The sequence below is a fragment of the Chelativorans salis genome (genome assembly GCF_025336525.1).
Classification (GTDB): domain Bacteria; phylum Pseudomonadota; class Alphaproteobacteria; order Rhizobiales; family Rhizobiaceae; genus Chelativorans; species Chelativorans salis.
In genome coordinates this window covers 112,847-136,695 of sequence record NZ_JAOCZP010000007.1, presented here as the reverse complement: position 1 = coordinate 136,695, position 23,849 = coordinate 112,847, and the positions used below count along the sequence as shown (strand labels likewise).

The 23,849-nt window shown below is 65.2% G+C and carries 21 protein-coding genes; 15 read left to right on the top strand and 6 right to left on the bottom strand.

Going from position 1 to position 23,849, the window contains the following annotated elements; all coding sequences use genetic code 11:
* Nucleotides 1–177 precede the first annotated feature (177 nt).
* The 11 genes from N5A92_RS20365 (at nt 178) to N5A92_RS20315 (ending at nt 12,799) form a co-directional block, all read left to right on the top strand.
* On the top strand, nt 178–1,218 hold the full coding sequence (locus N5A92_RS20365) for a LacI family DNA-binding transcriptional regulator (protein WP_260905855.1): 1,041 nt from the start codon (nt 178–180) through the stop codon (nt 1,216–1,218).
* Nucleotides 1,215–2,231, top strand: a complete 1,017-nt coding sequence (locus N5A92_RS20360; RefSeq protein WP_260905854.1) for a Gfo/Idh/MocA family protein — start codon at nt 1,215–1,217, stop codon at nt 2,229–2,231. Before N5A92_RS20365 ends, N5A92_RS20360 begins: the two co-directional genes overlap by 4 nt.
* Nucleotides 2,228–3,814, top strand: coding sequence for an acyl CoA:acetate/3-ketoacid CoA transferase (locus tag N5A92_RS20355; protein WP_260905853.1), 1,587 nt, complete (start codon nt 2,228–2,230; stop codon nt 3,812–3,814). The genes N5A92_RS20360 and N5A92_RS20355 overlap by 4 nt, the downstream gene beginning before the upstream one ends.
* A complete protein-coding gene (locus N5A92_RS20350) occupies nt 3,807–4,580 on the top strand; it encodes an enoyl-CoA hydratase/isomerase family protein (RefSeq protein WP_260905851.1) in 774 nt (257 codons plus the stop codon). The genes N5A92_RS20355 and N5A92_RS20350 overlap by 8 nt, the downstream gene beginning before the upstream one ends.
* A 129-nt stretch (nt 4,581–4,709) precedes the next feature.
* Entirely contained in the window at nt 4,710–5,930 is a 1,221-nt protein-coding gene (locus N5A92_RS20345) for an ABC transporter substrate-binding protein (protein ID WP_313958441.1), read from the top strand.
* Between the two features lie 62 nt (nt 5,931–5,992).
* On the top strand, nt 5,993–6,868 hold the full coding sequence (locus tag N5A92_RS20340) for a carbohydrate ABC transporter permease (RefSeq protein ID WP_260905847.1): 876 nt from the start codon (nt 5,993–5,995) through the stop codon (nt 6,866–6,868).
* A gap of 47 nt (nt 6,869–6,915) precedes the next feature.
* Entirely contained in the window at nt 6,916–7,773 is an 858-nt protein-coding gene (locus N5A92_RS20335; protein ID WP_260906039.1) for a carbohydrate ABC transporter permease, read from the top strand.
* Between the two features lie 3 nt (nt 7,774–7,776).
* On the top strand, nt 7,777–8,892 hold the full coding sequence (locus N5A92_RS20330) for an ABC transporter ATP-binding protein (protein ID WP_260905846.1): 1,116 nt from the start codon (nt 7,777–7,779) through the stop codon (nt 8,890–8,892).
* Between the two features lie 4 nt (nt 8,893–8,896).
* Nucleotides 8,897–10,393: a GMC oxidoreductase gene (locus N5A92_RS20325; protein ID WP_260905845.1), complete on the top strand. Its 1,497-nt coding sequence runs from the start codon at nt 8,897–8,899 to the stop codon at nt 10,391–10,393.
* Nucleotides 10,390–11,151 carry a 3-ketoacyl-ACP reductase gene (locus tag N5A92_RS20320; RefSeq protein ID WP_260905844.1) on the top strand — a complete coding sequence of 254 codons (762 nt, stop codon included), beginning with the start codon at nt 10,390–10,392 and terminating at the stop codon, nt 11,149–11,151. The genes N5A92_RS20325 and N5A92_RS20320 overlap by 4 nt, the downstream gene beginning before the upstream one ends.
* Before the next feature lie 16 nt (nt 11,152–11,167).
* Nucleotides 11,168–12,799, top strand: a complete 1,632-nt coding sequence (locus N5A92_RS20315) for a GMC family oxidoreductase (RefSeq protein ID WP_260905843.1) — start codon at nt 11,168–11,170, stop codon at nt 12,797–12,799.
* Between the two features lie 15 nt (nt 12,800–12,814).
* Here N5A92_RS20315 and N5A92_RS20310 read toward each other — a convergent pair whose 3' ends face one another.
* The 3 genes from N5A92_RS20310 to N5A92_RS20300 all read right to left on the bottom strand — a co-directional run bounded on the left by N5A92_RS20310 (nt 12,815) and on the right by N5A92_RS20300 (nt 14,630).
* A complete protein-coding gene (locus tag N5A92_RS20310) occupies nt 12,815–13,441 on the bottom strand; it encodes a queuosine precursor transporter (protein ID WP_260905842.1) in 627 nt (208 codons plus the stop codon).
* 57 nt (nt 13,442–13,498) lie between these two features.
* Complete coding sequence (gene rpmB, locus N5A92_RS20305) at nt 13,499–13,795, bottom strand: 50S ribosomal protein L28 (protein WP_260905841.1); 297 nt, start codon at nt 13,793–13,795, stop codon at nt 13,499–13,501.
* A 310-nt stretch (nt 13,796–14,105) separates the two neighbouring features.
* Nucleotides 14,106–14,630 carry a hypothetical protein gene (locus tag N5A92_RS20300; protein ID WP_260905840.1) on the bottom strand — a complete coding sequence of 175 codons (525 nt, stop codon included), beginning with the start codon at nt 14,628–14,630 and terminating at the stop codon, nt 14,106–14,108.
* Between the two features lie 408 nt (nt 14,631–15,038).
* On the opposite strand from N5A92_RS20300, the gene N5A92_RS20295 reads away from it, so the two are divergent.
* Nucleotides 15,039–15,803 carry a DUF3108 domain-containing protein gene (locus N5A92_RS20295; RefSeq protein ID WP_260905839.1) on the top strand — a complete coding sequence of 255 codons (765 nt, stop codon included), beginning with the start codon at nt 15,039–15,041 and terminating at the stop codon, nt 15,801–15,803.
* A gap of 21 nt (nt 15,804–15,824) precedes the next feature.
* Nucleotides 15,825–16,718 carry an aromatic amino acid exporter YddG gene (yddG, locus tag N5A92_RS20290; protein ID WP_260905837.1) on the top strand — a complete coding sequence of 298 codons (894 nt, stop codon included), beginning with the start codon at nt 15,825–15,827 and terminating at the stop codon, nt 16,716–16,718.
* Nucleotides 16,719–16,729: 11 nt separating this feature from the next.
* Here the strand turns inward: yddG and N5A92_RS20285 are convergent, their stop codons facing one another.
* The 3 genes from N5A92_RS20285 to N5A92_RS20275 form a co-directional block, all read right to left on the bottom strand.
* On the bottom strand, nt 16,730–18,352 hold the full coding sequence (locus N5A92_RS20285; RefSeq protein WP_313958439.1) for an FG-GAP repeat domain-containing protein: 1,623 nt from the start codon (nt 18,350–18,352) through the stop codon (nt 16,730–16,732).
* A 207-nt stretch (nt 18,353–18,559) separates the two neighbouring features.
* Nucleotides 18,560–19,969 carry a cytochrome c family protein gene (locus tag N5A92_RS20280; protein ID WP_260905834.1) on the bottom strand — a complete coding sequence of 470 codons (1,410 nt, stop codon included), beginning with the start codon at nt 19,967–19,969 and terminating at the stop codon, nt 18,560–18,562.
* Complete coding sequence (locus tag N5A92_RS20275; protein WP_260905833.1) at nt 19,966–21,213, bottom strand: ROK family transcriptional regulator; 1,248 nt, start codon at nt 21,211–21,213, stop codon at nt 19,966–19,968. The genes N5A92_RS20280 and N5A92_RS20275 overlap by 4 nt, the downstream gene beginning before the upstream one ends.
* 175 nt (nt 21,214–21,388) lie before the next feature.
* Here N5A92_RS20275 and xylF point away from each other — a divergent pair, with 175 nt between their 5' ends.
* Together xylF and N5A92_RS20265 are read left to right on the top strand one after the other, a co-directional pair.
* Nucleotides 21,389–22,432, top strand: coding sequence for a D-xylose ABC transporter substrate-binding protein (xylF, locus tag N5A92_RS20270; RefSeq protein ID WP_260905831.1), 1,044 nt, complete (start codon nt 21,389–21,391; stop codon nt 22,430–22,432).
* Between the two features lie 102 nt (nt 22,433–22,534).
* Complete coding sequence (locus N5A92_RS20265) at nt 22,535–23,848, top strand: sugar ABC transporter permease (protein WP_260905830.1); 1,314 nt, start codon at nt 22,535–22,537, stop codon at nt 23,846–23,848.
* Nucleotide 23,849: the final 1 nt, after the last annotated feature.

The window sequence follows — 23,849 nt, the reverse complement described above, 5'->3', positions numbered from 1 at the left end:
ACTGACTCCTTCCAACGCTGTTAGTACGCCTTTCCCCATTTTCGCAGCCTTCGCACGACAATCTGACTAGGCTCAAGCGCTCAGTAACTGGAAACGCACGACGCACAGCCGGTTGCGCGATGACTTCTTATGCATTAGAACGTTCCAAACATCGCAAGCACTGCCCCGGGGAGGATCATGGCCAGTCGCGGTAAGGCGACGATACTCGATATCGCCCGCAAGGCCGGCGTCTCCAAGTCGACCGTGTCGCTGGTGCTGCAAGGCAGCACTCTGATCCGGCCGGGAACCGCCTCGCGGGTCAGAAAGGCCATCGAAGAGGTCGGCTACGTCTATAACCGCGGCGCGGCCAATCTGAGAAAGGCCCACTCCAATGTGGTGGGCATGGTCATCAACGACCTCACCAATCCTTTCTTCGCCGAGCTTGCCGTCGGCATGGAGCGGGTCTTCCAGTCTGCCGGCATCGTGCCCTTCATCGCCAACACGGCAGAAAATCCCGTGCGCCAGGGCGAGGTGTTGAAATCGCTGCTGGAGCAGGGCGTGTCGGGCCTCATCGTCTCGCCCGCCCACGGAACCTTGCCCGACGCCTTCGAGCGCATCCGATCCGGCGGCACGCCGATAATCTTCGTCATGCGCCGCCTGGCCGAAAGCCGCGTCCCGGTGGTGGCGCCCGACAATCCTTGGGGCGCCTTTCTCGCCACGAGCCATCTCATCGGCAAAGGCCACCGCCGCATCGCCTTCCTGGGCGGGTTTCCGGACATGGTGGTCTATCACGAGCGTGTCGGCGGCTATCGCGAAGCGCTTGCCGCACATGGTATCGCGGCGGCCGAGGCATTGATCATCCAGGGCGATACAAACCGCAAGGGCGGCATGAGCGCAATCGAGACAGCGCTTGCCTTCAATCCGGCGCCGACAGCCGCGATGTGCTTCAACGATGCCGTCGCCTTCGGTGCCATGACCGGTCTGCGCAAGCGCGGCATGGAACCCGGCGGCGATTTCGCCATCGTCGGCTTCGACGACGTGGCGGAGGCCCAGCATTACATGCCCCCGCTCACCAGCGTCGCCGTCGATACTGCCGGGCTCGGCGAGCGGGCAGCGCACATGATGCTAAACATGATCCGCGCCGGCACCACCCGCGCCGGAAACCACATCGGAGCCATCAGCCTGATCGTGCGCGACAGCTGCGGGCCGGACGTTACGGAAACGAGGAGGTCGGCATGACGGTGAAGTGGGGCCTGATAGGCGCCAGCACGATCGCGCGGCAGTTCATGATAGACGCCATCCGCAGCCAGCCCGACGGTGAGGTTGTCGCCGTGATGAGTTCGAGCGCGGAACGCGCCGGGGCGTATGCGCGGGAAAACGAGATCTCCCGCCATTACGGCGATCTCGACGCCCTGCTGGGCTCCGATGTCGACGCCGTCTACATCTCCACCACCAACGAATTGCATCTGGAACAGACGCTCGCCGCAGCCAAGGCCGGCAAGCATGTGCTGTGCGAGAAACCGCTGGCGCTCACCAGCACCGACGCGCGCAGAATGGTCGAAGCCTGTCATGCGGCGGGCGTCGTCATGGGCACCAATCATCATCTGCGCAACGCCGGCGCCCATCGCGCCATGCGTGAGGCGATCCGGGATGGTCGCATCGGCCGGCCGCTCGCCGCCCGCGTCTTCCATGCCGTCTATCTGCCCGAACACCTGCAAGGCTGGCGCATAACGCGGCCGGAGGCCGGCGGCGGCGTGGTGCTAGACATCACAGTGCACGACGCCGACACGCTGCGCTTCGTGCTGGGCGACGACCCGACACAGATCGCCGCTGTCACCCAATCCGCCGGTATGGCCGCTGGCGGGCTGGAGGACGGAGTGATGACGGCGATGACGTTCTCCTCCGGCCTCATCGCCCAGACCCACGATTCCTTTACCGTGAAGCATGCTGGCACCGGCTTCGAAATACACGGCACCGAAGGTTCCCTGATCGCCCGCGACGTGATGACCCAGAAGCCGGTCGGCAGCGTCGTTCTTCGCACGCCCAAGGGCGAGGAGGAGCTGAGCTTCGACCGGGAGGACCTCTACGCGCGCTCGCTGCGCCAGTTCCACGCCGCCATTCGCGGCGAGGATCAACCATCGGCCACCGGCGAGGACGGCGTCTGGTCGCTGGCCATCGCCGAGGCGGCATTGGAAGCTGCTCGTACCGGCAGGACGATTACCATCGATCCCAAGCTGGAGGCGCGTGCGTGAGCAAGCAGGTCACAGCAGCCCGGGCGGCGGAACTGATCCGCGACGGCGCGGTCCTCTCCGTCTCTTCCTCCAGCGGGCTCGGCTGCCCCGATGCAGTGCTCGCCGCCATCGGCGCCCGCTTCAAGCGCGAGGGCGCCCCGCGCGGCATCACCACGCTGCACCCCATCGCCGCCGGCGACATGTACGGCATCAAGGGCATCGACCACTTGGCCAAACCGGGTCTTCTCAAGAAGACGCTCTGCGGCTCCTATCCATCGGGCCCCTTCTCTGCTGGGCCACCGAAAATCTGGAAGCTGATCGGCGCCAACGAAGTGGCGGCCTATAACGTGCCCTCCGGCATCCTCTTCGACATGCACCGCGAAGCGGCCGCCAAGCGGCCGGGGGTGCTCACCAAGGTCGGCCTCGGCACCTTCGTCGATCCCGACAACGAGGGCTGCGCCATGAATGCGGCGGCGAGCGAGCCCATCGTTGCCCGCGTCTCCTTCGACGGCGAAGACTGGCTCTACTTTCGCGCCATCGCCCCCGACGTCACCGTCATCCGCGCCACCACCGCAGATGGGCGCGGCAACCTCACCTACGAGCACGAGGGCGCCTATCTCGGCGCGCTCGATCAAGCGCTCGCCGCCCGCAACAACGGCGGTATCGTGATCGCCCAGGTCAAGCGCATTGTCGAGAATGGCACGCTGAAGCCGCACGACGTGCGCGTGCCGGGCGTGCTTGTCGACCACATCGTGGTGGCGCCGGACCAACTGCAGACGACACAGACGCCTTACGATCCGGCGATCTCCGGCGAAATCTTTCGTCCCCTCTCCTCTTTCTCGACGCCTGAGATGAGCGTGCAGAAGGTGATCGCCCGACGCGTGGCAATGGAGCTTGCCGAGGGCATGGCGGTGAATATCGGCTTCGGCATCTCCGCCAACGTGCCGCGCATCCTCCTGGAGGAGGGCCAGCATGGCAAGGTGACCTGGGTCATCGAGCAGGGCGCGGTGGGAGGCATTCCGCTGCTCGACTTCAAGTTCGGCTGCGCCTCGAACGCCGAGGCCATCATGCCCTCGCCCCAGCAATTCACCTATTTCCAGGCTGGCGGCTTCGACGCCTCGCTGCTCTCCTTCCTGCAGATCGACCGCGAGGGCTCCGTCAACGTCTCAAAGCTCTCCGCCCGCCCGCACGTGACGGCGGGCGCCGGAGGTTTCGTGGACATCACCGCGCGAGCCAGGAAGATCGTCTTCGCCGGCTTCTTCAAAGCCGGCGCAAAGCTGTCGCTGGGTCATGGCGGCGTCGGCATTGAGCAGGAAGGCAGGGTCAACAAGATCGTCGAAAAGGTCGAGCAGATCTCCTTCTCCGGCCGCCGTGCTATCGAGCAGGGGCAGGATATCACCTATGTCACAGAGCGCTGCGTCATGAAGCTAACGCCGGACGGCCTGCTCGTCACCGAGCTTGCGCCGGGCATCGACCTGGAACGCGACGTGCTGGCGCAAGCCGACATCCCGCTACGCGTCGCCGACGGGCTCAAAACCTCCCCCGCCATTCTCTACGGCGAGGGCCCCATGGGCCTGGAACTCAAGGGAGGCGCCCGTGTCTGACGCGCTCGTGCGGCTGGAGACCGACGGCCATCTCGGCATCGTGACGCTTTGCCGGCCGGAGAAGTTCAACGCACTCGATATCCCGACGCTCAAAGCGCTCGCCCGCCGCCTGGACGAGGTTGAGGCGGCCGAGGAGGTTCGCGTGGTGTTTATCTGCGGCGAGGGCAAGGGCTTTTGCGCAGGCGGCGACGTCGATGCCTGGTCCGCCTTGAGCGCGACCGACTTCCAGACGAAATGGATCCGCCTCGGTCACCGCGTCTTCGACCGCCTGGCGCGCCTGCGCCAGCCCACCATCGCCGTCCTTTCCGGCCACGCACTGGGCGGCGGACTGGAACTTGCCGCGGCGGCAGACTTCCGGGTGGCCGAGAAGCATGCCAAGATCGGCTTCCCTGAAACGGGGATCGGCGTGGTGCCGGGATGGTCGGGCACACAGCGCGCGGTGCGCCGCTTCGGCGCACAGGCAGTGCGTCGCATGGCCATCGGCGGCGAGGTGCTGACGGCGGAAACCGCATTCGCGTTGGGCATCGTCGACCGGCTGGCCGAGACCGGACAGGGACTGGAGGAGGCACGTGCCTGGGCGGCTGTCATCGCTGCGCGCGGGCCACTGGCCACGGAGGCGGCGAAGATGATGATAGCCATTGCCGAAGGCGAAGACGATGCCGCGGCGGACGTGCTCGCCAGCGGCTTCGTCGCCATGACGGGCGATCTGCGTGCCGGCGTGGATGCCTTCCGCGAAAAGCGGGCGCCCGCCTTCAGTCGGAAGTGAGGACAGGGTCGCGTAGGAGGACGGCTGCACGAAGGAGAAACAGACCAAAGGGAATTTCCGGTGCACCGCGCCGGAGCATGCTGCAACTAGGGAGGAAACGATATGTTGCGCAAACTTCTGATAGGAACAATGCTTGCGTCGAGCGTCGGCGTTGTGGCGTACGCCCAGGATGTCGGCCGTGTCGAGGTTCTGCACTGGTGGACTTCGGGTGGCGAGGCTGCCGCTCTCGACGTGCTCAAGAAGGATCTGGAATCCAAGGGTGTCACCTGGGCCGACATGCCGGTTGCCGGCGGCGGCGGGGAGCAGGCGATGACGGCGCTGCGCGCCCGCGTCACGGCCGGTAACGCGCCGACGGCTGTGCAGATGCTCGGCTTCGACATTCTCGACTGGGCGCAGCAGGGCGTGGTTGCGGACCTCAACCAGATCGCAAACGAGGAGGGCTGGGAAGAGGTCGTCCCCGACGCCCTGAAGCAGTTCTCAAAATACGAGGGGACCTGGATCGCCGCCCCCGTGAACGTCCACTCCACCAACTGGGTGTGGATCAACAAGGAAGCGCTGGATGCCGCCGGCGGCAAGGCGCCGGAGACTTGGGACGAGCTAATCGCGGTCCTCGACAAGATGAAGGAGAACGGCATCACTCCTATTGGCCATGGCGGCCAGGCCTGGCAGGACGCCACCATCTTCGACTCCGTCGTGCTCTCGCTCGGGACGGACTTCTACAAGGCATCGATGATCGACCTCGATTCCGAAGCGCTAGGCGGTGAGAAGATGCGCGAAGCCTTCGCCCGCATGGAGAAGCTGCGCTCCTATGTCGACGACAACTTCTCCGGCCGCGACTGGAACCTTGCATCCTCGATGGTGATCGAGGGTGAGGCCGGCATGCAGATAATGGGCGACTGGGCCAAGGGCGAATTCCTCAACGCCGACCAGACGCCGGGCGAAGACTTCGTCTGCATCCGCTTCCCCGGCACGCAAGGATCGGTCACCTTCAACTCGGACCAGTTCGTCATGTTCAAGGTGGGCGAAGAGCAGCGCGAGGCGCAGCTCATGATGGCCTCGGCGATCATGGACCCCGGCTTCCAGATCGCCTTCAATACGGTCAAGGGCTCTGTCCCGGCGCGCACCGACGTCTCCAACGAGGAGTTCGACGATTGCGGCAAGAAGGGCATGGCGGACCTGGCGGAGGCCAACTCCAACGGCACGCTCTACGGCTCCATGGCTCATGGCCATGCCAATCCCGCCGCGGTGAAGAACGCCATGTATGACGTCATCACCCAGCACTTCAACGGCGAGATCTCTACCGACGACGCGCCGGCCGAGCTGGCAGCGGCCGTCGAGGCCGTGAAGTAGGCGCTTGCGTTCATCCCGGCGGCTCGGCCGCCGGGAGCCACCGCCAAGCCAAGGAGCGGCCCGTGAAGGAACGCCTGCAGGACTACGTCCCCAAGCTGGTCTTGAGCCCCAGCTTCTTCCTCATCCTTCTGTTCGTGTATGGCTTCATCGCTTACACGGGCTATCTCTCCTTTACCGATTCGCGCATCCTGCCCTCCTACAACTGGGTCGGCTTCAGCAACTACGAACGCCTGTGGAAGCTGCCGCACTGGTGGCGGGCCATCACCAACCTGGCGATCTTTGGCACGCTCTACATCGTCATCTGCACCGTACTCGGCCTGCTGGTGGCCATCCTGCTTGACCAGAAGATCCGCGCTGAGGGCTTCCTGCGGCCGATCTATCTCTATCCGATGGCGCTGTCCTTCATCGTTACCGGCACGGCGTGGAAGTGGTTCCTCGATCCCGGCATCGGCATCGAGCACACCATGCACCAATGGGGCTGGGAGAGCTTCGCCTTCGACTGGATCAAGGACCGCCAGATGGCGATCTATACGGTGGTCATCGCCGCCGTGTGGCAGTCCTCCGGCTTCGTGATGGCCATGTTCCTGGCCGGCCTGCGCGGCGTCGACCCCGATATCATCAAGGCCGCGCAGATCGACGGCGCTTCGACCTTCACCACCTACCGCCGCATCGTCATTCCCCTGATGCGACCGGTCTTCCTGTCGGCCTTCGTCGTGCTCGCCCACCTCGCCATCAAAGCCTACGACCTCGTCGTCGCGCTGACAGGCGGCGGGCCGGGCCAGGCGACCGAATTGCCGGCCACCTTCATGTATTCCTACACCTTCACACGCAATCTCATGGGCATCGGCGCCTCGTCGGCCATCATCATGATGATCATGATCTTCTCGATCATCATTCCCTATCTCTATTCCGAACTGCGCGCGGGGGCACGGCGATGAGTACGGCAGCCACCGAAACGCCGCTTGCCCCCACACGCGCGCCGTCCATGGTTGCGCCGAACCGGCTCGCCCGCGCGCTCATCTATGCGGCGCTCATCCTGTTTGCGGTCTACTATCTGCTGCCGCTCTACGTGATGCTGGTCAACTCGCTCAAACCTCTCCCCGAGATACGCCAAGGCGACATGCTGTCCTTGCCGACGGAGGCCACGATCCAGCCTTGGCTCAGCGCCTGGTCGACAGCGCAGATCGGCGTGCAGCCGACCGGGCTCAAGCCTTATTTCATGAACTCGATTCTGATGGTGGTGCCGGCCGTGTTCATCTCCACTGTGCTTGGCGCGCTGAACGGCTATGTGCTGACCAAGTGGACCTTCCGCGGCGCCGGTGTCGTCTTCGGCCTGATGCTGCTCGCCTGCTTCATTCCGTTCCAGATCGTGCTCATCCCCATGGCACGCATGCTGGGCTTGCTTGGCCTGGCCGGCACCATTCCAGGCCTCGTTCTTGTGCACGTCGTCTACGGCCTCGGCTTCACAACGCTCTTTTTCCGCAACTACTACGCAGCCTTCCCGAACGAGCTCGTGCGCGCGGCGCAGATCGACGGCGCAAGCTTCTTCCAGATCTTCCGCCGCATCCTCCTGCCCTCATCGGGGCCGATCATCGTCGTCACCGTCATCTGGCAGTTCACCAACATCTGGAACGATTTCCTGTTCGGCGCCTCCTTCGCCGGCGTCGACTCAATTCCCATGACGGTGGCGCTCAACAACCTCGTCTCCTCCTCCACCGGAGTGAAGGAGTACAACGTCCACTTCGCCGGCGCGATCATGGCGGCACTGCCGACGCTGATCGTCTACATCGTCTCCGGCCGCTATTTCGTGCGCGGGCTGATGGCCGGCGCGGTCAAGGGGTAGGCCATGTCCTTTCTTCAGATCATCGACCTCGATAAGTCCTTCGGCAATGTCGAAGTGCTGAAGCGTATCAACCTCGAGATCGACGAAGGTGGTTTTCTCGTGCTCGTCGGGCCATCGGGCTGCGGCAAGTCTACCCTGCTCAACACGATCGCCGGGCTGGAGCCGATCACCGGCGGCGAAATCCGCATCGGCGGACGGCGTGTCAACGAGCTGCATCCTTCCAAGCGCGACATTGCCATGGTGTTCCAGTCCTACGCCCTCTACCCCAACATGACGGTGGCGCAGAACATCGGCTTCGGCATGGAAATCCGCGGGGTACCGAAGCCCGAGCGCGAAGCGGCGATCGCCCGCGTAGCGGAGATGCTGCAGATCGACCCGCTGCTCAGCCGCAAGCCGAGCCAGCTTTCGGGGGGCCAGCGCCAGCGCGTCGCCATGGGCCGGGCGCTGGTGCGGGATCCGCAGGTCTTCCTGTTCGACGAGCCGCTTTCCAACCTCGACGCAAAGCTGCGCGTCGACATGCGCACGGAGATCAAGCGTCTGCACCAGCGCATGGGCACCACCATCGTCTACGTCACGCACGACCAGATCGAGGCAATGACGCTCGCCTCCAAGATCGCCGTGCTCAAGGACGGCGTGCTGCAGCAGTTCGGCACGCCGGCCGAGATCTACAACAATCCGGTCAACACCTTCGTCGCCGACTTCATGGGTTCGCCGGCAATGAACCTCATCCCCGCGCGCATCACCAACGGCTCGGCCGGCCTGGCGCTCGACCTGGAGCGCAGCGCCGCACCCCCGATCAGCTTGCCCCTCGCCAACCCGCCGGCGGGCCTTACGGCCTATAAAGGGCGCGACGTGATCTTCGGCGTGCGGCCGGAAGCCTTAACCGACCCCGAAGGCGCCGACCGCAATGCGGCGAGCCTTGCGCAGGCCGACTGCTTCATCGAAGTGGTCGAGCCGGCCGGCTCCGACACCTTCGCCGTGACACATCTGGGCGGCAAGGGCGTGATCGCCCGCCTGCGCGCCGACGCCAACATCGCGCCCGGCACGACGGCGCCGCTCGCCTTCAATCTCTCCAAGAGCGTCTTCTTCGACCCGGAGACGGAGAGCCGGATCCTGTGACCTAATGCCGAAAAGTCCCGACATCGTCATCATCGGCTCAGGCATCGGTGGCGCCACGGTGGCCGCGGGCCTCGCCCATTCCGGCGCTTCGATCCTCATCCTGGAGCGCGGCAAACGGCTTGCCGACACGCCCGAATGCATCGACGCGAAAGCGATCTTCGGCGCCGGCCACTATCGTCCCGACGAGATGTGGCACGAGGCCGGGCGCGCGCCCTTCAACCCCGGCAACTACTACTATGTCGGCGGCAACTCGAAGTTCTACGGCGCCGTCCTGATCCGTTTCCGGCGCGAGGATTTCTCCGAGATCGAGCATTTCGGCGGCGTCTCGGCCGCCTGGCCCTTCCCATACGAAGAATTGGAACCCTGGTACACCAAGGCCGAAGTGCTCTTTAAGGTGCGCGGCGCGCTCGGCGAGGACCCGACCGAGCCCTTTCACTCCGCCCCCTACCCCTTCCCGCCGGTACCCGACGAGCCGGCCATCGCCCGCGTGCGCGAGAAACTCAAGGCGCAAGGCCTCCACCCCGCCTCCCTGCCGCTCGGCGTCGATCACGAAGCCTGGCTCAGCCGCGCCGGCACGCCGTGGGACGCCTTCCCCAACGCCGGGCGCGGCAAGATGGACGCGGAGACTTGCGCTCTGGCCGCCGCACTCGAAGACACCGACGTCCGGCTGGAGACGGAAGCGCGGGTGGAACGACTGGAGGCGGCACCCGACGGCAGACGCATCGGCCGGGTGCACTATCGCCAAGGCGACGAGCTAAAGAGCGTGAGCCCGAAGCTGGTGATCCTGTCGGCCGGCGCAGTGAACTCCGCGGCGCTTCTTCTGCGCTCGGGCGAGAATGGCGGGCTCGCCAACACCTCCGGCCAGGTGGGCCGCAACTTTATGAACCACAACAGCGCCGCCATGCTGGCCATCGACCCACGGCGGAAGAACGACGCAGTCTATCAGAAGACCCTCGGCTTCAACGATTTCTACCTGGAGGACGGCAACGGCGGCAGGCCGCTCGGTAACGTGCAACTCCTCGGCAAGATCTCGGGCGACATCCTGCGCCCCAACGTGCGCTTCCTCCCCGGCCTCGCCGCCGACTTCATCGCAGGCCGCTCGGTCGACTGGTATCTGATGACGGAGGACCTGCCGGACCCGGAAAGCCGCGTCTTGGTGGACGGCGGCGACATCGTTCTTCAGTGGCAGCGCACGAACCTGGAGTCCCTGAAGCGGCTGACGAAGCGGATGCGCGAGATCTGCCGCGCTTCCGGCTATCCAATCGTGCTCTCGCGCCCCTTCGACAAGCGTACGCTGTCGCATCAGTGCGGCACCGTCCGCATGGGCAAGGATCCGGCGACGGCCCCGCTCGACCCCTTCTGCCGCTCCTGGGACCATCGCAATCTATTCGTGGTGGATGCCAGCTTCCTGCCCACCTCCGCCGCCGTCAACCCGGCGCTCACCGTCGCCGCGCAGGCGCTACGTGTGGCCGATCACATCCGCCGTGAGGCACACGCATGAGCCGCCCCGCAGCCATCGTCACCGGCGGCCTGCGCGGGATCGGCCGTGTCATCGCGGAGGCGCTCGCCGCCGAGGGCTTCGACCTCACGGTGACGGACGTGCGCGAGAAAGGCGTTGCCGAGGTGCGCGCGGCGGTAGAAGCCTGCGGTGCCGGTTTCGCGTTCCATCAAGCCGACATCTCCGATCTGGCTGACCATCCGAAGCTGGTCGAGGCCGCTCTCGGCGCCTTCGGCCGCATCGACTGCCTCGTCAACAACGCCGGCATCGCATCGCCGGCGCGGGGGGACCTGCTCGATCTGAAGCCGGAAAACTTCGATCGGGTGATGGCGGTCAATCTGCGTGGCACGGTCTTTCTCACCCAGGCCGTCGTCAAGGCGATGCTGAAGAGGTCTGCCGGGCACCCGCGAAGCATCGTCAACATCACCTCCGTCAGTGCCGAAATGGCCTCGCCGGAGCGCGCCGACTACTGCATGTCGAAGGCGGGGCTTGCCATGTGGACCAGGAACCTGGCGCTGCGCCTCGCGGATGAGAACATCGCTGTGTTCGAGGTGCGCCCGGGGATCATCCGCACCGAGATGACCGCCGGCGTTGCCGAGAAATACGACCGGCTGATCGCCGAGGGCCTCGTGCCGGCGCGGCGCTGGGGAGAGCCGGAGGATGTGGGCCGGGCGGTGGCGGGGCTGGCGACCGGCCGTTTTGGCTTTGCAACCGGCACAGTCGTCAATCTGGACGGGGCGCTCAGCGTGCCGCGGCTTTAGAGCGAGCGAGGAAGGAATGACGGATTTCATCATCGTTGGCGCCGGCTCCGCGGGTTGCGTGCTCGCCAACAGACTGAGCGAGGATCCGGCGAACTCCGTGCTCCTGATTGAGGCGGGCGGGAGCGATTGGCATCCGCTGATCCACATGCCGGCCGGCTTTGCAAAGATGACCAAGGGCATCGCCAGTTGGGGCTGGTCCACCGTGCCGCAGAAGCATCTGGGGGCGCGCGTGCTGCGCTACACGCAGGCCAAGGTGATCGGCGGCGGCTCCTCCATCAACGCGCAGATCTACACCCGCGGCAACTCGCGCGACTACGATGCCTGGGCAAGCGAGGATGGTTGCGCCGGCTGGAGCTATCGCGAGGTGCTGCCCTATTTCAAGCGGGCCGAGGCCAACGAACGCTTCGCCAACGACTATCACGGCGAGGATGGCCCTCTGGGTGTCTCCAACCCGATAGCGCCCCTTCCCATCTGCGAGGCCTACTTCCGCGCCGCGCAGGAACTCGGCATCCCCTTCAATCCGGATTTCAACGGCGCACGCCAGGAAGGCGTCGGCTACTACCAGCTTACCCAGCGCGACGCCCGCCGCTCCTCCGCCGCCGTCGCCTATCTGAAGCCCGTCCGCAACCGGCCGAACCTGGCGGTGAAAACCGCTGCGATGGTGACGCGTGTCGTCATCGAAAACGGCCGCGCGACAGGCGTCGAACTGGTCGAGAGGCCGGGCGCGGCACCCATCGTCCTGAGGGCCGAGCGCGAGGTGATCGTCTCGGCCGGGGCAATCGGCTCGCCGAAGCTCTTGATGCAAACCGGCATCGGCCCGGCCGACAACCTGAAGTCCGTCGGCGTCGCGTCCGTGCACGACTTGCCGGGCGTCGGTGCCAACCTGCAGGACCATCTCGACCTGTTCGTTATCGCCGAGTGCACCGGAGACCATACCTACGACAACTACGCCAGGCTGCACCGGACCATGTGGGCGGGTCTGCAATACATCCTTCTCAAGAAGGGCCCCGCCGCCTCCAGCCTCTTCGAGACCGGCGGTTTCTGGTACGCCGACCCGACCGCCGCCCACCCCGATATCCAGTTCCATCTGGGCCTGGGCTCCGGCATTGAGGCAGGTGTGGAGAAGCTGAAAAACCCCGGCGTCACACTCAACTCCGCCTTCCTGCGCCCCCGCTCGCGCGGCACGGTGCGCCTGAAGAGCGCCGATCCCGCCGACACACCGCTGATCGATCCAAACTATTGGAGCGATCCCTACGACCGCGAGATGGCCTTCCGCGGATTGCGGCTTGCGCGGGACATCATGCGGCAGAAGGCGCTGGAGCGCTTCGTTGCCCGCGAGGTGCTGCCTGGCCCCGGCGCCGACAGCGACGAGGCACTCTTCGACTACGCCTGCCGCACGGCCAAGACCGACCACCATCCCGTCGGCACCTGTCGAATGGGCACCGGCGAAACCGCCGTGGTGACGCCTGAGCTGAAAGTGCGTGGTATAGAAGGCCTGCGCGTGTGCGATGCCTCAGTCATGCCGCGCATCCCCTCCTCCAACACCAACGCCTCGGCCATCATGGTGGGCGAGAAGGGGGCAGACCTTGTCCTCGGCCGCGAGCCGGCGCCGCCGGTGGTCTTCAAGGACAATCTGGAGCGGGTGTAGCGTCCACGCAGAGCGCTACCGCACAGCCTCAGCCGGCCTGAGCACGGTGATCAGCGCCCCATAGGGGATGAGCATGGCCAACCCAACCAGGAGCTTCACCACGAGATCACCCAGCGCCAGCGATACCCACAGCGGAACCTCGATGCCCATCCCGAAGAGCGGGACGGGGAAGGCAAGTGAGCCGTCTTCCAGGCCCAGTCCGGTGTCGAGGAAGGAGAAGGCGGCGGCGAAGGCGAGCGAGAAGAACAGCGCGGTGTCGAGTGCTGAGCCGATGATGGTCGAGATCAGCGGTGCCTGCCACCAGGCAGTTTTGCGCAGCCGGTCGAAGATCGCGACGTCCAGAAGCTGTGCGACGAGGAAGGCCGAGCCCGAGGCGAGCGCGATGCGCGGGCTTGCCAGAAGCACCGACAGCACCATCGCCAGCACGAACCCCACCATAACCACCCGGCGCGCGGCCTCAGGCCCGAAGCGGCGGTTGGTCAGGTCGTTGATGAGGAAGGCGATCGGATAGGTGAACGCGCCCCAGGTGAGAATTTCGCCCAGGCCGAGATAGGAAAAGGGAAACTGAACGAGGAAGTTTGAGGCGGCGACGACGATCGCCATGGCGGCCACAAAGGGCCAAACTGCTAGGATGCGGGTCATTTTTTAACCTGGGTGATGGAACCAGTGGGCGGGAATCTCCCGCCCCGGATCGGATGCTCAGGCTTCCGCCTGCTCGGACAGCTTCTTGGCGACCTGCTTCTTCAAGAGGCGCGCGCGCTGAGAAAGCTCGTTCGACTTCGCCTTCATGAGGAAGGCGTCGAGCCCGCCTCGATGCTCGACCGTGCGCAGCGCATTGGCCGAGACGCGCAGCCGATAGTTCTGGCCGAGGGTCTCCGACATCAGCGTGACATCGCACAGGTTCGGCAGGAAGCGGCGGCGGGTCCGGTTATTGGCATGGCTCACATTGTTGCCGCTCATCACGGCCTTACCGGTCAGTTCACAAGCGCGGGACATTTTTCTACCTTTATCTTTCGGGCCATAACCCCATGCCGCACCCAGATAGGACGGCGCGCGGAAAGTTTCAGGCGGCCTCGTGGAAAGTCGTCGTCCCCATAAAGACATTTGCCTTGCCGGTCAAGCTCGGGGGTGTAGGCGATCGTGTGGTAGCGTCACATATACCGAACAGAGAGGCATGGACAACGCACCCTGATTCCCAACACACCTCATGGTGAGCTTGTCGAACCAAATGCCAGACGCGTCGGCGGCTGGGGTGTGCGGATGAGCGCCGCTGGGCAAGCTCAGCGGCGCTCTGTGGCAATTACCTCTATTCGGTATAGACAGTTACACTTCCGTCCGCATTTGCGCTCGCAGCAACGACGGAAGCTACACCCACGCCTTTGCTCTGAAGGGCGGCCAAAAGCGCTGCGTTCGCCTCAATCGACTTGCGGAGCTCGGCTGCAGCCTGAGCATGATCGTTGATGACATTCTCTAAAGCGACCTTGTTCTTACCTTCGGCAATGGCATTGATGCTGACAACGTTGACGGGTGCGTCGGTTACAGCGGCTATTTCGGCAACTGCGTCGTGTGAAGAACGAATTGACGCCACTGCGTGCTCGAAATCCGCGTCCGCATTGCCCGCGGCGCCAGCCGTCGCCGCAACGCCGCTACTGTCCATGCCGCCTGACGCATTTCCCGACACCTCAGCACCCGCGCCTACGCCTACGCCAACCTCGCCATGTTCTGCACCGACGCTGACGCCGCCCGTCAGGTCTCCCGACACTCCCTGCGCGAGGACAGGCGTCGTAAGGACAGAAGCCGCCAGGATGGTAGCTGGAAGAATACGCTTCATCATTGTTTCCTTTTTAAGAGTTGCGTCCCTTCGAGGCAGCCAGGTAGCCGTCGATAGCGGCAGCCTAGCGGGGCGATCTATCTGGGAGTCGTTCGGCTACTACGTGGCGGGGCGAGTCACGTTTTTTGAGCTACATGTCTTCCGGTGTGATGAGGGGCATCTTTTAGATTGGTGGCCCTTTAACATCTTGCAGTGAGGGGCGTATTCTTCCGCGAGAAAGTTTGGATGCTGGGTGGGGGACCAATGGGTCGGTGGGAAATCTGGTCTAAGTTTACCTCCCGATGATGAAGCTTGCAGAAGCTGGCGCCCGATCACCACCACTCCCCTCCACATATCTGCCCCATTTGCCGCTTTTGGCTAAGGGCGAAGGGGCTTGGCGGGGAAGGCCGCCTATGCGGAGATGAAGAAATGGCCAGGCTTCGCGGACGCGCACTCGTTGCCGCCATCATGCTTGCAAGCGTCACCAGTCCGCTTCCGGCAGCGCAGGAATCCTTCCGTGTTCGATACGACGCCTCGCTCTACGGGTTGCCGATCGGCCGCGCCGTGCTGGAGAGCCGCTTCGAAGGCCGGGGCTTTGCTATCGCCGGCAGTTTTGCCAGTGCCGGCATCGCCCGCATCTTCGACCGCACGGATGGCACGGTCAGCGTGAACGGATGGATGGGCGAAAGCGCCAGCCAGCCGAAGGAGTACAGGCTCGACTACGAGAGCGGTAAGAAAAAGAAGAAGACGGCGATCCGCTTCGCCAACGGCAGAGTGACGGAGACGGAGAACCGGCCCGAGCCGAAGAAGCGCGGTAAGGACTGGGTGCCGGTGGCGCGCGAGCACCTCGCCGACGTCGCCGACCCGCTGTCAGCGCTTCTCCTGCCGGTGGCGAGCGCAGCCGAGGTGTGCCGGCGCACAGTCAAGGTCTATGACGGCGAGACGCGCGCCGACCTCGTCTTGCAGCCGGCAACGAAGGGCGAGGCCTTCTCGCGCGCCGCCGTCACCTGCCGGGCGCGCTTCGTGCCCGTCGCCGGCTACCGCAAAGACCACTCCTCCATCAAATATCTGCGCGACAGGTCACGTATTCTCGTCGGCTTTCAGCCGGTCGAAGGCCGCGACCTTTACTCTCCGATCGAGGCGACCATTGCCACGAAGGTCGGAACCGTGCACATCAGGGCGCGTCCCATGTAAGGCGGTTGCAAAGGAGGGGAAATGGCGCGCGCCACGTTAATCGGCTTTTCGGCTGTTGCCATGTGGGCGCTGCTGGCGCTCTTCACCGCCGCCTCGGGCCAGGTGCCGCCCTTCCAGCTTTCGGCGCTGGCCTTCACCGTCGGCACGGCGATCGGCATTATCGCGCAGTTTCTGTCACCCGCCTTCCGCCGGCGCGAGTCCGTTCCGCCAATCGTCTGGCTGATCGGCATTGGCGGTCTGTTCGGCTATCATTTCCTCTACTTCACCGCGCTACGCAACGCGCCGGCTGTGGAAGCGAGCCTGATTGCCTATCTGTGGCCGCTGCTCATCGTGCTGGGCTCGGCCCTGATGCCGGGGGAGCGGCTCGGCTGGCACCATGTGGCCGGCGCGCTTCTCGGCCTTCTCGGCACCTTCCTCATCATCACCAAGGGCGGCGGCCTCACCCTCGACAGCCGCTATGCGCTCGGCTATGCGGCAGCCGGCGGCTGCGCGCTCTTCTGGTCCGGCTATTCGCTCCTGTCCCAGCGTTTCCAGGCCGTGCCCACCGGCATCGTCACCTGGTTCTGTGCCGCCACGGCCATCCTCTCAGCGCTTTGCCACCTGGCTCTGGAGGAGACAGTGTGGCCGGCGGGCACAGGCGAATGGCTCGCCGTTCTGGGTCTTGGCCTGCTTCCCGTGGGTGCGGCGTTCTACGCCTGGGACTATGGCGTCAAGCACGGCAATATCCAGGTGCTGGGGGCTTCCAGCTATGCCGCACCGCTCCTCTCCACGCTCATCCTCATCGCCGCCGGCACGGCGGAGCCGACCGCCAACATCCTCGCTGCCTGTCTGCTGATCACCGGCGGGGCGGCATTGGCGGCCAAGAACATGCTCCTGCGGCGTAAGCCCATCATTCCCGGTGACGCGGCGGCCTAAAGCGGACGGCTCTACTGCGGCGGATACCAGTAGCGCGCCTCAGGCGCCCCGCGTTCGATGCGCACGAAATTGTTGGCGAAGACGCGGTAGGGCGGGCTCCATTCGCCGTCGGGCCATTTGACACGGATTTCGGCGCGCTCGGCGGTGCCGACGCCCGCATGGACGAAGCCTGCATGGCCGGATGCATGGCCGCCGCCCACCTGCACCGAGCGGTTTGCCGTGCGTGTGCCGTATTTGACGGCGATCAGCGCGCCGACGGCATTTGCATTCGGCCCCTTCTGGGCAAGCTCGACAGCAACGAAGTTACCCATGGGGATGGGCCCGGCTTCAGCCTTGGCGCCAAGATTGCGGAACAACGATACGTTTTCTTCCCGGTTGACGACCAGTAGGTCGAGCATCCCGTCCATGTTGAAATCGTCTACGATGGCGCCGCGTCCCTTGGTCGGCAGAGCAACGCCCGCCTCGGATCCCGCTTCGGCGAAGCCGCCATCCCATTGGCCGAGCAGCAGATTGTCGGGATCGAAGGCGGCGAAATCAGGCATCTGCTCGACATTGCCCTTGGCGATGAAGAGGTCGAGCAAGCCATCATTGTTGAAGTCGGCGAACTCGGCATGCCAGCCGGTGGAAGGCTTCAGGTCCTTACCGACATAAGGCCGGTGCGCCGTCGCGCCGCGCTCATAGGCGATGTCGGTGTAGATGGGGCGGTCTTCCTCGGCTTCCTCGTCTAGCATCTGCAGCTTGGTGTCGCCCATGGAGGTGAGCGCGTATTCGGGATAGCCGTCGCTGTTGAGATCACCTTCGGCGATGCCCATGCCCCAGATAGTGAGGTGGCGCCAACCCTCGGAGCGGCTGAAGAGGCGCGGCGCGCGGCCGACTTCGATGTGCCAGAGCTGCTCTTCACCGCCGCGGTAGTAGTGCCGGTCGTTGGTGATCCTGAGGTCGGGCGTGCCAGAGCGGTTCCAGTCGGTAAAGAGCATGGAAAGGGCGCAGTAGCCGGGGTTAAGCGGGCGCCTTTCGGCATAGAGCGGGGTGCCCTCGCCCAGCTCCGGGCGGTAGAGAGCATTGTCGTGGCACGTGCCCCAGGGCGAGCCGGGGGCGGAGCGGTCGACATAGTTGCCGAAGGCGAGCGTCGGGAAGGCGCTGCCTTCCTCCCAGCTCGCGGAGAAGGCGGTGGTCCAGGCATTGCCGCCGTCGAAGGCGAAAAGCTCGTTCGCCTCCTCGAAGGCGCATTCCGGCCCGCCTTTCAAGAGCACGTTCTCGCCCAGCCTGAGGAGCGCCAGATCGAGGTAGCCGTCATTGTCGATGTCGAGCGGATAGGCGCCCAGCACCTTCTCCAGCGTGCGCTGCTTCAGCCCCGTGTCGCGCTGCTCAAAGCGGAGCGCACCGCCGGCCGTGCTTTTGTTGACGTAGAGTTTTGCGGGACCCTTGCCGCCAGCGATGAGGAGATCGGGCAGCCGGTCGCCGTTGCAATCGAAAGAGGCGGCGCCGCCGCCAACGAAATATTCCCATGGGCCGCGATAGGCGTGCTCGATGCCGGCGGTGCGGGCTTCCTCATGCATGACCGGGATGCCGTTGAGGGGGCCGGCGGCGGCGGGGGCGATGAGAAGCGGGAGGCAGAACAATGCAGTTGGCACACGCCACCACCACCCCCCTCTGCCTGTCGGCACCTCCCCCTCAAGGGGGAAGGAACGCTGGCCGTTTGCCCCTGCGCTTCTTCTGCAACGCCGGCGATTGGCGAAAACCGTCGCAAGACCCTTCCTCCCCCCTTGAGGGGGAGGTGCCGGCACGCGGAGGGGGGTGGTGGCGACGGGCGCCGTCATTTCCATTTGGCTGTGTCCATTCTACGGCTCGATCACCAGCGTGCGCAGGAAGGCGATCAGGGCGCTGCGGTCGTCCTCCGCCGCCTCCATGTAGCGGTCGCGGGAGGGGCGTCCCTCGCCGCCATGGGCGCGCATCACCTCATCGAGCGTCGGCAGGTCGTTACGGTGGCCGTAGGGAGCGGTCGAGCCGGCACCCCATAGCTCGGCGGTCATGAAGACGTTACGCTCCACGAAGCGCTGGGCGAGCAGCTCATTGCCGAGGGCTGCCACCTCCTGGTCGGCGATCGTGTGGCGCTTCAGGTCGCCGAAGAGCGGCACCAGCACCTCACCGTTTTCGTTGCGCGGCAGGTTGCGCGACCAGTCGAGAAGGGCAAGATCGTAGAAGGCCGGCTCGGCAAGCTCGCCCTCGCGCAGCGTACCGGCCATATCGAGCGGACCGGGGTCGGCGAAGGACAGCGATCGGAGCGGCAGGGAGCGGCGGTGGCACTCATTGCAGCCGAGTGTGTCGAAGACGGCGCTGCCGCGCCGGGCGGCGGCCTGCCATCCGGCGCCCTCGGGCGTGCGCTCGACCGGTGGCTTCAGCCCGGCCTGCCAGGCGACAAGGGCTGAGACGTCGCCTTCGCTCATCTCGTCTTCCACGCCGTCGCCGTCATGATCGCGCTCGCCGGTCCAGCGCAGGCCGAAGCGCTCCGTCGCCTGCATGCCGTGGTGGTGGTTGAGGGCGTTGACGGTAAACTGGCGCAGCGAGGTCATCACGCCTTTCTGGCTGAAGGGGCGGATGACGAGGTCGTGGTCGACGCCGGCGACGGCGGAAAGGTCCAGCATTCCGTCTGGTTCGGCGGTGATCGTGCCGAAGTCGACGCCTTTGCTCTCAAGCTTGGCCGTAACGGCACTGCCTACGCGGCGCGCCTCGGCTAGCGCCTCGCGGCGGATGCGCTGTAGATCCGCCGTCATCTCGCGGGCCAATAGCTCGATCAAGCCGGCGCCGAAGAGATGGTTGCTGCCCCGCTCGTTGGAGAATTGCGGGTCCAGGCTGTCGAAATCCGCACTTTCGAAGCCTTCCGAGACGAAGACGTTGGTGACGAAGTCGCCGGCACCGCCGGTAGCCGGCAGGTTATGGCAGCCGGCGCAGGCGTTGGCGTCGAGGCCAGCGGAGCGGAAGAAGGCGTTTTCCGGCGGGCGCTTGCGCTTGGTCGGAACGATGGCCTGGGTGGCAAACGGCCTGCCGACGCCGTCGGCGGGGGTGAAGTGGCCGACGAAGAGTTCTTCGCCGCGCTTGCGCAGAGCTTTGAGCGCCGCCTTATCCAGTGTCCCGGACAGAGCATCCTGGTCCACGTGGCGCGATATTACCCCTTCGTGCCACGGCTCGGCGGCCAGAGTGGAGCCGACGGCCAGTGCTGCCGCGGTAAGGGCGAGGAGTGCCCGTTTCATGCCACCACCCTCCCGCTTTCCGGCCTCCTGCCGCCCGCGCCATGACGCAGGCCGGGCCCGAAAACCTCCCAGTCGAGGCTCGTCAGCGCCGTCATGGCGCTTCCATGCTGGATGAAGGGCACTTCGTGGGGCCAGGTCTCGAAGGAGACGGCTTCGGCGTGCTGGCCGCCGGCGGTCTGAGCGAGAGCGGCGCGGATTTCAGGCTCCAGGATATCGAAGGCCGCCGTGCCCTGGCCGACGATGGCGACCGGCGCAGGGTCGATTAGTGCAAAGAGGTTGCCGATGCCGAAGCCGATCGCCTCGGCCGCCTCGCTGAAGGCCTGGCGCGTCAGGCCGTCCTCGCGCCGCGCCAGCGCGGCCAGCGCATCCATCTCGCCGGCCTTGATATCGGCGATCGGCTTTTCCATGGCGCTCTTGCCATGTGCCTTGCGCCAGATGGCGTAGTTGCCCGCATAGGCCTCGATGCAGCCCCGGCGCCCGCAACGGCACAGCGCACCGTCCGGCTTGTGGATCATATGGCCGAACTCGCCGGCGGATGAATGGGTGCCGGTGAACAATTGCCCGTTCAGCATCAGCCCCATGCCGATGCCTTGCGACAGAAGGATGGCAACGAAATTGTCGCGGTAGCGCTCAGGATTGCGCCAGCGCAGCGCGGCAGCGATCATGTTGCAGTCATTCTGCACCGTCACCGGGACGCCGAACGCCGCCTCCAGTTCAGGGCCGAAGCCGATGTCGCTGTGGGGCGTGATCGGCGACCACAGCATCTGGCGGCCAGCGGCATCGGTGATGCCTTGCACGGCGAAGGCGATGCGCAGGAAGTCTTCGTGGCCGCAGGCGATTTCGCGCACGGCGGAGACCGCCGCATCGACAAGCGCCTGCCGGCCGAGCGTCAGCGTCGAAAGGCGGTGGGTTCTGGTATCGATCACCCGGCCGCAATAGTCGACCAGCACCGCCGACAGGCTGTTGAAGGACAGATGCAGACACGCGACGGTGGCGGCCTTCGGGTCGAGCCCCAGCGCCACTTGCGGACGCCCGCGCCGGGCAGGTGCGGTCTCGCCCTGCCCGATCTCGCGCATGATGCCTTCCTCGATGAGATCGGAAGCGATGGCCGAGATGGTGGAATGGCTGAGCCCCGTCAGACGGGCGATCTCCGTGCGCGACGGCTGGCCGGCCCGCCGCACGGCGGCGATCACCAGCGCACGGTTGCGCTTGCGCATCTCATCGTGGCGGATTCCGGTCGTCAATCCGCGTCCTCCCTTGGCCGCACCGGCATTTTCCTCCCACGCCGGCAGACTAAAATGCCATATTGACACGGGTGAAAACGTGAGTCATTCTTTTTTTCGAGGCTCGAAAAAATGGGCCTTCGCTTCAGGCAATAGAATTGTCATGCCCGCTATCCGGGGCATCTGGGAGGAAATCATGAAGAATATGACGACCGCTGTCCTGGCGGGCCTCGCACTTTCGTTGTCGCTGTCGACGGCCGCGCTGGCCGAAGGCAAGGTCATAGGCGTTTCCTGGTCCAACTTCCAGGAAGAACGCTGGAAGACGGACGAGGCCGCCATGAAGGCGCAAATCGAGGCCGATGGCAACAGCTACATCTCGGCCGATGCGCAGTCCTCAGCCTCGAAGCAGCTCACGGACGTGGAATCTCTGATTGCCCAGGGCGCCGACGCGCTCATCATCCTGGCGCAGGACGCTTCCGCCATCGGTCCGGCGGTGCAGAGCGCCGTGAACGAAGGTATTCCGGTGGTCGGATATGACCGCCTCATCGAGGATCCGAATGCCTTCTATCTGACCTTCGACAACAAGGAAGTGGGCCGCATGCAGGCCCGCGCGGTCTACGAGGTACAGCCGACGGGCAACTACGCCTTCATCAAGGGCTCCTCTGCGGACCCGAATGCGGACTTCCTGTTCGAGGGACAGATGGAAGTCCTGGGACCGCACATCGAGTCGGGCGACATCGAGAACGTCGGCGAGGCCTACACGGATGGTTGGCTGCCTGCCAACGCGCAGCGCAACATGGAGCAGATCCTGACCGCCAACAACAACGAGGTCGACGCCGTAGTGGCCTCCAATGACGGGACGGCGGGCGGCGTGATCGCCGCGCTGGAGGCCCAGGGTCTCGCCGGGTCGGTACCCGTTTCCGGCCAGGACGGCGACCATGCCGCGCTCAACCGCATTGCCCTCGGCACGCAGACGGTTTCGGTCTGGAAGGACGCGCGCGAGCTCGGCAAGGCGGCCGCCGAGATCGCCAACTCCCTCGCCGAAGGCACAGCCATGGAAGACGTCGAAGGCGCGATGAAGTGGTCCGACGGCCCAAACGGTGTCGAGATGAACGCCGTGTTCCTTGCCCCGGTGCCGATCACCCAGGACAATCTTGACGTGGTCATCGATGCCGGCTGGGTGTCCAAGGACGTGGCGTGCCAGGGCGTGCAGCCCGGCACGGTCGACGTCTGCGGCTAAAAACCGGTATAATCAGGAAAGACGCCGCGGTCGCGATCTGACCGCGGCGTTCTTGCAACGGGCACCGGGCGAACCCGGGGTGGCGCGGCAGGGAGATACGAGATGACGGACGTGAAGTCCGAAGCGGCTTCTCAAGGTGCTGGAGCCGCCGCCGAGAGTGCGCCGGCGCGGTTTCTCAAGGCAACCGAACTCGATACGCGCATGCTAGGCATGCTGGGCGCGCTTGCCGTCATCTGGATCGGGTTCCACCTTCTTTCCGGCGGGCTTTTCCTGACCCCGCGCAACCTGTGGAACCTGTCGGTGCAGTCGGCCTCGGTGGCAATCATGTCCACGGGCATGGTGCTCGTCATCGTGACGCGCAATATCGACCTTTCGGTCGGCTCGTTGCTCGGCTTCGTCGGCATGGTCATGGGTGTCACACAGGCAGAGTTCCTGCCGGACCTCCTGGGCTTTGGCCATCCGGCAACCTGGATCATCGCGCTAGCCGCTGGTGCCCTGCTCGGTGCGCTGATCGGGGCGCTGCAAGGGTTCATCATCGCCTATATGGGCGTGCCCGCCTTCATCGTGACGCTGGGCGGGCTTCTGGTCTGGCGCGGGGCGGCCTGGTGGGTCACGAGCGGGCGCACGGTGGCGCCGATGGACGCGACCTTCCGCCTGATGGGCGGCGGTCCCGATGGCGCCATCGGCGCATTCTGGAGCTGGGTCGTCGGCATCGTCGCCTGTGTTGCCCTTGTGCTCATGCTGGTGCACGGCCGCCGGCAGAGGCGCAAGTTCAACTTCCCGCTGCGCCCGCTTTGGGCGGAGGGCTTCCTGGCGACCGTCGGCTGTGCGCTGATCCTCGGCGCCATCGCCGTCGCCAATTCCTACCCCTGGCCGTCCGGAATCGTACGGCGTTACTTCCAGGCTCAAGGCCTGCCCGTTCCGGAGGATGCCTTCATCGCCCATGGGATAGCCATTCCCGTGCTGATCGCCATCGGCGTCGGCGTGATCATGACTTTCCTGGCCAACCGCACCCGCTTCGGCCGCTACGTGTTCGCCATCGGCGGCAATCCGGAGGCGGCGGAGCTTGCCGGCATCAACACGCGCTGGGTGGTGATGAAGATATTCATCCTCATGGGCGTGCTCGCGACGATCGCCGCGGCAATTTCCACGGCGCGGCTCAACGCGGCGACCAACGCGCTCGGCACGCTGGACGAGCTTTTGGTGATCGCTGCGGCCGTTATCGGCGGCACGTCGCTCGGAGGCGGCGTCGGCACCATCGCCGGCGCCATGATCGGTGCCGTGCTCATGCAGTCACTCGCCTCGGGCATGATCCTGCTCGGTGTGGACACGCCGCTGCAGAATATCGTCGTCGGCGCCGTGCTGGTGATCGCCGTCTGGCTCGACACGGTCTACCGCAAGCGCGTGAAGAAATAGG

Excerpts from the sequence above, each read along its gene's own strand:
- N5A92_RS20365 (WP_260905855.1), top strand. The coding sequence starts at position 178 with ATGGCCAGTCGCGGTAAGGCGACGATACTCGATATCGCCCGCAAGGCC.
- N5A92_RS20360 (WP_260905854.1), top strand. The coding sequence starts at position 1,215 with ATGACGGTGAAGTGGGGCCTGATAGGCGCCAGCACGATCGCGCGGCAG.
- N5A92_RS20345 (WP_313958441.1), top strand. The coding sequence starts at position 4,710 with ATGCTTGCGTCGAGCGTCGGCGTTGTGGCGTACGCCCAGGATGTCGGC.
- N5A92_RS20335 (WP_260906039.1), top strand. The coding sequence starts at position 6,916 with ATGGTTGCGCCGAACCGGCTCGCCCGCGCGCTCATCTATGCGGCGCTC.
- N5A92_RS20330 (WP_260905846.1), top strand. The coding sequence starts at position 7,777 with ATGTCCTTTCTTCAGATCATCGACCTCGATAAGTCCTTCGGCAATGTC.
- N5A92_RS20325 (WP_260905845.1), top strand. The coding sequence starts at position 8,897 with ATGCCGAAAAGTCCCGACATCGTCATCATCGGCTCAGGCATCGGTGGC.
- N5A92_RS20320 (WP_260905844.1), top strand. The coding sequence starts at position 10,390 with ATGAGCCGCCCCGCAGCCATCGTCACCGGCGGCCTGCGCGGGATCGGC.
- N5A92_RS20315 (WP_260905843.1), top strand. The coding sequence starts at position 11,168 with ATGACGGATTTCATCATCGTTGGCGCCGGCTCCGCGGGTTGCGTGCTC.
- N5A92_RS20310 (WP_260905842.1), bottom strand. The coding sequence starts at position 13,441 with ATGACCCGCATCCTAGCAGTTTGGCCCTTTGTGGCCGCCATGGCGATC.
- rpmB (WP_260905841.1), bottom strand. The coding sequence starts at position 13,795 with ATGTCCCGCGCTTGTGAACTGACCGGTAAGGCCGTGATGAGCGGCAAC.
- N5A92_RS20300 (WP_260905840.1), bottom strand. The coding sequence starts at position 14,630 with ATGAAGCGTATTCTTCCAGCTACCATCCTGGCGGCTTCTGTCCTTACG.
- N5A92_RS20295 (WP_260905839.1), top strand. The coding sequence starts at position 15,039 with ATGGCCAGGCTTCGCGGACGCGCACTCGTTGCCGCCATCATGCTTGCA.
- yddG (WP_260905837.1), top strand. The coding sequence starts at position 15,825 with ATGGCGCGCGCCACGTTAATCGGCTTTTCGGCTGTTGCCATGTGGGCG.
- N5A92_RS20280 (WP_260905834.1), bottom strand. The coding sequence starts at position 19,969 with ATGAAACGGGCACTCCTCGCCCTTACCGCGGCAGCACTGGCCGTCGGC.
- xylF (WP_260905831.1), top strand. The coding sequence starts at position 21,389 with ATGAAGAATATGACGACCGCTGTCCTGGCGGGCCTCGCACTTTCGTTG.
- N5A92_RS20265 (WP_260905830.1), top strand. The coding sequence starts at position 22,535 with ATGACGGACGTGAAGTCCGAAGCGGCTTCTCAAGGTGCTGGAGCCGCC.